The 7,870-nt window shown below is 67.5% G+C and carries 6 protein-coding genes and 2 pseudogenes; 5 read left to right on the top strand and 3 right to left on the bottom strand.

The features are described from left to right. From G3N93_RS29665 to G3N93_RS29645, 5 genes and pseudogenes are all read left to right on the top strand, one after another. Nucleotides 1-358, top strand: a pseudogene (locus tag G3N93_RS29665) (MFS transporter); the annotation flags it as partial. Nucleotides 359-394: 36 nt separating this feature from the next. After that, nucleotides 395-1,795: a pyridoxal-dependent decarboxylase gene (locus G3N93_RS29660; protein ID WP_206134555.1), complete on the top strand. Its 1,401-nt coding sequence runs from the start codon at nucleotides 395-397 to the stop codon at nucleotides 1,793-1,795. Then, complete coding sequence (locus tag G3N93_RS29655; protein ID WP_206134554.1) at nucleotides 1,792-2,298, top strand: disulfide bond formation protein B; 507 nt, start codon at nucleotides 1,792-1,794, stop codon at nucleotides 2,296-2,298. Before G3N93_RS29660 ends, G3N93_RS29655 begins: the two co-directional genes overlap by 4 nt. A 74-nt stretch (nucleotides 2,299-2,372) precedes the next feature. Further along, nucleotides 2,373-3,398 carry a CDP-6-deoxy-delta-3,4-glucoseen reductase gene (locus G3N93_RS29650; RefSeq protein WP_206134553.1) on the top strand — a complete coding sequence of 342 codons (1,026 nt, stop codon included), beginning with the start codon at nucleotides 2,373-2,375 and terminating at the stop codon, nucleotides 3,396-3,398. A 601-nt stretch (nucleotides 3,399-3,999) separates the two neighbouring features. Continuing rightward, nucleotides 4,000-4,923, top strand: coding sequence for a LysR family transcriptional regulator (locus tag G3N93_RS29645; RefSeq protein WP_174939498.1), 924 nt, complete (start codon nucleotides 4,000-4,002; stop codon nucleotides 4,921-4,923). Between the two features lie 163 nt (nucleotides 4,924-5,086). Here the strand turns inward: G3N93_RS29645 and G3N93_RS29640 are convergent, their stop codons facing one another. From G3N93_RS29640 to G3N93_RS29630, 3 genes and pseudogenes are all read right to left on the bottom strand, one after another. After that, nucleotides 5,087-6,247, bottom strand: coding sequence for a mandelate racemase/muconate lactonizing enzyme family protein (locus G3N93_RS29640; RefSeq protein ID WP_174939496.1), 1,161 nt, complete (start codon nucleotides 6,245-6,247; stop codon nucleotides 5,087-5,089). A 62-nt stretch (nucleotides 6,248-6,309) separates the two neighbouring features. Next, the gene (locus tag G3N93_RS29635; protein ID WP_206134552.1) at nucleotides 6,310-7,500 is read right to left on the bottom strand and encodes a benzoate/H(+) symporter BenE family transporter; all 1,191 of its coding nucleotides are present in this window, start codon (nucleotides 7,498-7,500) and stop codon (nucleotides 6,310-6,312) included. 37 nt (nucleotides 7,501-7,537) lie between these two features. Further along, nucleotides 7,538-7,870, bottom strand: a pseudogene (locus tag G3N93_RS29630) (glutamate--cysteine ligase); the annotation flags it as partial.

Raw genomic sequence — 7,870 nt, 5'->3', positions numbered from 1 at the left:
CGGCCTCGCGCAATGGACGTCCGGCATCGGGCTCGCGCTGATGCTCGTGTCATGGCTGCCCACCGCGCTCATGATGCATTCGCTCGCGGCGCTCGTCGTGGGCGTCGTCGCGTTCGACCTCGGCCTGCAAGCGGTGCACGTGACCAACCAGAGCCTGATCTACGGCGTGCGCCCCGACGCACGCAGCCGCCTGACGGCCGGCTACATGCTGCTCTACGCCGCCGGCTGCGCGTCCGGCTCGATCGCGTCGACCTACGTGTATGCGCGCTTCGGCTGGGCCGGCGTCTGTACGCTCGGCGCCGCGTTCAGCGCGACCGCGCTGCTGTTCTGGTATGCGACGTTGCGCCCGCGCGCGTGATGTCCGTTTCTTTCCTCCACCCACCCCACTGACAGCATGGACGCCAAACTCTCACACGACCTCGTCGGCATCGAAGCGGTTCTGCAGCGTACCCTCGATCACGCGCTCGACGTGCTGGACCGCATCGACGAGCGCCCGGCCGCGCTCGCGCCACCCGCTGCCGTGCCGCAACCGCTGCCGGCCCGAGGCCCCGGCTTCGACGCGGCGCTCGACGATTTCCTGGCGCGCTGGGCGCCCGGATTCTCCGGAAGCGCCGGCGCGCGCTACCTCGGCTTCGTGACAGGCGGCGCAACGCCCGCCGCCCTCGCCGGCGACTGGCTGACGAGCGTGTATGACCAGAACCCGACGGCCGGCATCGACAGCTCGGCCCCCGATCTCGAGCGCGAAACCGTCGCACGGCTGCGCGAGCTGTTCGGATTGTCGGATGCGCAGCAGGGCGTGCTCGTCAGCGGCGCGACGATGTCGAACCTGGTCGGGCTCGCCATCGGTCGCGAATGGCTGGGCGAACGCTGCCCTGAGCATGTCGACATCGCGGAGGATGGCGTGGGCATGCTGCCGCCGATCCGCGTGCTGTCCGGCACCCCGCACTCGAGCATCTACAAGGCGCTGTCCGTGCTCGGCATCGGGCGTCGCGCGGTACAGAAGATCCCGACGCTGAAGGACCGCGAGGCGATCGACGTCGACGCGCTCGAGGCTGCGCTGCAGCGCTTCGAGGGCGAGCCGGTGATCGTCGTCGCGAACGCCGGCACCGTCAATACCGTCGACTACGACGCGCTGCAGGCGATCGCCGCGCTCCGTTCGCGCTATCCGTTCTGGCTGCACGTCGATGCGGCGTTCGGCGCGTTCGCCGCGTTGTCGCCCGATCACGCCGCGCTCGTGCGTGGCCTCGACGACGCCGATTCGATCTGCATCGACCTGCACAAGTGGCTGAACGTGCCGTACGACGCCGCGGTGCAGTTCAGCCGCCGGCGCGACCTGCAGGTGCGGGTCTTCCAGAACAGCTCCGCCTACCTGGGCGTGCCGACCGACAATCCGGACTTCGTTCACCTGACGCCGGAGAATTCGCGCCGGCTGCGCGCGCTGTCCACCTGGTTCGCGCTTGCCGCGTACGGCCGCGACGGCCATGCGGAAATCGTCCGGCGCAACATTGCACTCGCGCACCGGCTCGGCAGGCAGATCGCCGAGCAGCCGGGCCTTGCGTTGCTGGCGCCGACCCGCGTCAACGTCGTCTGCTTCACGCTTGCCGAGCAGCCCGACGAGGCACGCGTCAACGCGTACATGCGCGCGGTGCGCGATCTCGGCGACGTCTTCATCACGACGACGGTGCATGCGGGCACCTGGGGCCTGCGCGCCGCGTTCTGCAACTGGCGTACCGACGAGCGCGACGTCGACCGCGTGTTCGCGTCGCTGGTCAGCGCACTCGGAGCCGTGCGATGAGCGCCCCGAACGACGCCACGCGCGCGGAACGGTGGGCGCTGCTGGCGATCGGCGTGGCCAGCCTCGCGCTCGTCGGCGGCGCACTGTGGATCCAGCTGGCGTGGCAGGAGGATCCGTGCCCGCTGTGCATCATCCAGCGCTACCTGTTCCTGCTGATCGCCCTGTTCGCGTTCGTGGCCGCAGCAGGCGGGCGCCGCGTCGCGTTGCTGCGCGCACTCTCGCTGGCGGCTGCGCTGGCCGGTGCGGCGGTCGCGATACGGCACATCTACGTGCAGGCTCACCCGGGATTCAGTTGCGGCTTTGATGCGTTGCAGCCGGTGGTCGACAGCCTGCCGCCGGCACACTGGCTGCCGCTGGTCTTCAAGGTCGGCGGGTTGTGCGAAACGCTGTATCCGCCGATTCTCGGGCTGTCATTGCCGATGTGGGCGCTGGTGGGGTTCGCCGCGATTGCGGCAGCGCTCGGCTGGCGGATACGTGCGCAAGCGATCATCCGCACCGCCTGATTCCTCCCTCTGACGTGCGGACGCGCGGTGTGATCGAGCGACACCCGTGTCCGCACACCGCCGTCAAACACACCATGACATTCAAAGTCGCACTGACGCAAAGCGGCCGGCAATTCCAGGTCGAATCGGACGAAACCGTGCTGGCGGCCGCGCTGCGCCAGAACGTCCCTCTGCCGTACGGCTGCAAGAACGGCGCGTGCGGCACCTGCAAAGGCCGGATCGTGTCGGGCCAGATCGAACAGGGCCCGCACGCCGCGTCGGCACTGTCCAACGACGAACGCACGCACGGCCTCGCGCTGCTGTGCTGCTCGAAAGCGCAGTGCGATCTCGAAATCGACGTGCGTGAAATCGCCGGCGTCGATGGCGTGCAGGTCAAGAAGCTGCCGTGCCGGATTGCCGCACTCGAGCGCAAGGCCGACGACGTCATGGTCGTGAAGCTCCAGTTGCCCGCCAACAAACGCCTGCAGTATCTCGCGGGCCAGTACGTCGAGTTCATCCTGAAGGACGGCTCGCGCCGCAGCTACTCGATGGCGAACGCACCGCACGAGGAAGGCCCGATCGAGCTGCACATCCGCCATATGCCGGGCGGCAAGTTCACCGACCATGTGTTCGGCGCAATGAAGGAGCGCGACATCCTGCGCTTCGAAGGCCCGCTCGGCACCTTCTTCCTGCGTGAAGATTCCGACAAGCCGATCGTGCTGCTGGCATCGGGCACCGGCTTCGCGCCGATCAAGGCGATCGTCGAGCATGTGAAGCACTCGGGCATCACGCGCCCGATGACGCTCTACTGGGGCGCACGCCGCAAGAAGGACATCTATCTCGACGAGCTCGCCGAGCAGTGGGCGCGCGAGATCCCGAACTTCAAGTACGTGCCGGTGCTCTCCGAGCCGGACGCCGGCGACCAGTGGACGGGTCGCACCGGCTTCGTCCATCGCGCGGTGATCGAGGACCTGCCCGATCTGTCGGGCCACCAGGTGTATGCATGCGGCGCGCCGGTGATGATCGAATCCGCGCAGCGCGACTTCATTCAACACCATCGGTTGGCGGACGGCGAGTTTCTGGCGGATGCGTTCACGACATCGATGCCGATGGTCGTGTAACCGGATCGAGGCGCCGGTCAGCCCACCACTCAAATCAATAAGAAGGTGGGCTGCCAAGCGCCTGAAGTGAAGTGGCGTTCGAATCCCCTCAGTGCGGCTACTACGACATCGGGATGTCGATCGAACACTGTGTCAATTGCCTCCACGTTCCCGCATTGATCCCTCCTTTCCATCAAGACGACTCAAATTTCGTCATTGATTCGCGGAATCCCGTCGTTAAATCAAAAACGACCAATCGGATAACCGATAACATCCTGTTGCCGATCAATAGCGCTCGCGAACACCGCAATCCGCGCTTCCCGGAAATAGATAAAATCCGCTTGCCGAGGTAGGTAAAATCCCACTTGTGTCTGCTCACTCGTCACATCAAGGTGACGAAAAAATATTCGAACAGACCGACGTGTGTTCCGTCCGGATGACAAAGCGATACACGGCTGCTACGCGGCCACCGTTCGCGAGAATGACAGAATGAAGGAGACACCGGCAGCCCTCAACGGGCCGCCCGACCCATCTTCAGCACGCAGACCGGCAAGCCCATGCGCTACATACCGCTTGTCCAATATATTGTTCATCGCTATTGGTCGCATTTCAAATAAAGAGAATGTCCAATTCCCCACCCGATCTACGCCAGTGGTACTACTTCGTGGCCGTTGCCGAGGAGCGGCACTTCGGCCGGGCTGCCGTGCGCCTTTCAATTACCCAACCCCCGCTCTCGCAGGCTATCCGTTCGCTGGAGCGGGAGCTCGGCGTAGTCTTGTTCGCGCGTACGAACCGGACGGTTGCGCTCACCCCGGTCGGCGAGGCATTGCTCCCCGAAGTGCGCAAACTGCTCGCCGAGGCCGAGGCGCTTCCCCGGCTCGCGCAGAGTCTCGCGCGCGGTGAAACCGGGAAACTGTCATTCGCTTTCGTGTCGATTGCCGACTACGGGCTCCTGCCGTCGCTGCTGCGCGAATTCGGTGCCCGCTATCCGCTGGTGCGGCTGCAACTCACCGAAGCGACGAGCGACGTGCAGATCGATGCGCTGGCCGCAGGCCACATCGACGCGGGCCTGATCGTCCCGCCCGTACCGCCACGCTATGCGGCCGAACTATCGTATCTGCCGGTCGTGAGCGAGCCGCTCGTGCTCGCGATTCCGGCTGCCGCGTCGAACGCGCCCGAGGATGTCCCCATTCATCTGCCGGACGTCGCGGCGCTTCCGCTCGTGATTTTCCCGCGGCATCTTGCGCCGGCTTTCTACGACACCATTATGGAGTGCTACAGTTCCGTCGGCATTGTCCCGCGCATTGGCCAGGAAGCGATCCAGATGCAGACGATCGTCAGCCTCGTTTCCGCCGGCATGGGGGTCGCCGTGGTTCCGCAATCGCTGCGCAACCTGCGACGGACGGGCGTCGTCTATCGTCCTCTGGCACACGGCCCATCGACCGTTGAAACGGGTCTTGTGTGGCGGAAAGACGATATCGGGCCCGTCCTCGCCAGCTTCATCAACATCGTGCGGACGCTCGCGCCTCACACGACGCACATCTGAGCGCGTCGAGCGTCAACGCGCGAGCCTGATTCGCCGGCCGCTTGCGGTTCGGGCAACGGGTGCGCGTCGATCATGCAGCCGCGCGCCCCCGTCTCCAGCAACTGCGAGGACGCCGTCGCCTGCCCGCGCGCGTCGGCGGGCAGGCCATGACGCCGACGGCCGGTCAGGCCTTGCCGTGCCCCTGCGATCCCGGGCCCGACGAGAACTCGCGCACGCCGTCGCGATTGATGCCGAAGCCGAGGCCCGGCGCATCGGGCAGCGCCAGCGTCCCGTTCTGCTCGGCCGGCAGGCCGGTAAACAGGTTCCGGCAGATCTCGACCGCGACGACGTGCCACTCGACCGAGCCGCCATTCGCAAGCCCGCCGTGCAGGTGCATGTTGTGGAACGGGAACGTACCGCCGTTGTCGATCGGCACGCCGAACGCCTGCGCGAGCGCGGCCGCGCGCGTCGCCACCGAGAATCCGCCGCACACGCACACGTTCGGCTGCAGGATGTCGACGGACTCGTTGACGAGGAAATCCCGGAACCGGAACAATTGCCCCTCGCTCTGCCCGGTCGCGACCGGAATGCCGCCGCGCTTTCTCAGGTCGGCGAGCTTGGCGGGGTCGTTGTCCGCGATCGGCTCCTCGAAGAAGCCGATGTCGCAATCGGCCACGCGCTCGGCGAGCCGCAGCGCGTGGTAGTGATCGAGCCCGCAATTCGCGTCGATGTAGATCTCGGCGGCGTCGCCCACCGCGTCGCGCACGGCGCGCACGCGCGCCACGTCGTCCGCGACGACCTGCTCGAGCGGCCGTCCTTCGTTGCGGCGCGCGAGCGCGTGATAGCCGACGATCATCTTGATGCGGCGATGCCCGGCGGCGACGAGCGCGCGCGCGGCATGCACGAGTTCCGCGCGCTCGACCGACGCGAACCCGAACGTCGTGTAGAGCGGCACCACCGGGCGCGCGCCGCCGAGCATCTTCCATACCGGCATGCCGGCGATCTTGCCGATCGCGTCCCAGACCGCGATGTCGATCGCGGAAATCACGTGCCCCGCGTAGCCGGTCTGCCCGCGCGGGCACAGCAGCCAGACCAGCTTGTCGAGAATGCGCTCGCGCTCGACGATGTTCATCCCGACCAGGTTCGGCGCGGCGACGTGGTCGATCGCCGCGGCCACGACGGCCTCGTCGGTAATCGCCGTGAAGCCGTGGCCGACCACGCCCTGCGACGTCTCGATCTCGACGATCACGCCCGACAGCCTGCCGGACAGCCGGACGCCGGCAATCTCCGCGTCGCCGCGCGCGAACACCGGTGTCGCGGTGATTTTCTCGATGGTGTGCTGCATGTCTTCTCCGTTTTTTTCGATGGTGACTACAGGACTGCGTCGGGCCGCGTCGTCGCGCGGCATCACCGGCCCTCCGCGCGACGCAGCACGAACGTGAGCCCGATGCCGGTCAGCAGCCCCCAGAACGCGCCGCCGATGCCGAGGAACGCATGGCCGGCCATCGTCACGAGGAAGGTCAGGATCGCCGCTTCGCGCGCGTCCTTGTCGGTGAATGCGTTGAGCAGCGCACCGCCGAGCGCGTTCATCAGCGCGAGGCCGGCGACGGCCTCGATGATGATCGGCGGCGCGACCGCGATGAACAGCGTCGCGGCGCTCGCCGCGAGCCCGTACACGATGTATGCGGCGCCGCAGACGATGCCGGCCCAGTAGCGCCGCGATCCGTCGGGGCCGGCCTCCTCGCCCGCGCACAGTGCGGCGGTAATCGCGGCCAGCCCGATCGGCGGCCCGCCGAACGGCGCCGCGACCAGGCTGCACAGCCCCGTGGCGGTAAACAGCCTCGACGCTTCGGGCCGGTAGCCGTTGACATTGAGCACCGCGACGCCCGGGATGTTCTGCGACGCCATCGTCACGATGAACAGCGGCACCGCGACGCTCACCATCGTCGACGCCGAGAACACCGGCCCGACGAGTGCGAGATGCGGCAGCATGCCGGCCGCGCCCACGCCGCCCGTGCGGGCGATGAACGCAATTACGATCAGCGTCGCGACTGCCGCGCAGGGCACCGCGAGGATCTTGCGGACCCGCATCATCACGACCCAGACGAGCAGGATCGGCGCGACGTACAGCGGATACTGCGCGATCGCATGCACCGGCGCGACGCAGAGGTTCAGGATGATCCCCGCGAGCATCGCGTTGGCGATCGGCAGCGGAATCTTCGAGATCGCGCGGCCGAGCGGCCGCCACAGCCCGGCCAGCGTCAGCAGCACGCCGGTCAGCACGAGCGCGCCGACCGCGGCCGGATAGCCGCCCTTCACCGCGCCCAGGCCGAGCAGCAGCGCCGCGCCGGGCGTCGACCATGCGACGCTGACGGGCATCCGGGTCCGGTAGCTGAGCACGATGCCGGCCAGCCCCATCACGATCGAGACGGCCATCAGGCCCGACGCGGCCTGCGCGCGCGTCGCGCCAACATTCGTCAGCGCATTCACGATCAGCGTGAACGTCGACGCAAAGCCGACGAACGACGCCAGCGCGCCCGCACCGGCTGCGCGCGCCGAGAAGCCGCGTTCGGTTTTCATTTCCGCGATACTGCTCATCTGTCCTCCGGGGAATGGATTCGATGCGGTGGCCCCGTCAGCGCGCGTCGCGCGTCGGCTCGCCGCATTCCTGGTTCAGCGTTCCCGCGTGATACGCGGCGAGGAACGCGTCGAAGTTGCCGATCTGCGTGCGCTCCAGGTCGGCCTGCCGACCCAGCGACTCGGCCGCCGTTGCGTCGAAGCGCACCTGCACGTCGGGCGGCAGCGGCCGTGCGCGAAACGCTTCGGTATGCGCGAGCGACTGCCGCATCCCGAACGCGAAGCACGCGCCGCGCGGATCGCCACGCAGCGCGCACAGCGCATCGAGCACGTGCGCCGACGGCGTCGCCCGCGGATCGTCGAGCTTCGCGTATTGCGCGTCGAGCGCGGC

This window comes from Burkholderia sp. Se-20378 (genome assembly GCF_017104665.1).
GTDB lineage: Bacteria > Pseudomonadota > Gammaproteobacteria > Burkholderiales > Burkholderiaceae > Burkholderia > Burkholderia lata.
Note: the sequence above shows the minus strand (reverse complement) of the source record. Positions and strands in the feature narration are given on the sequence as shown.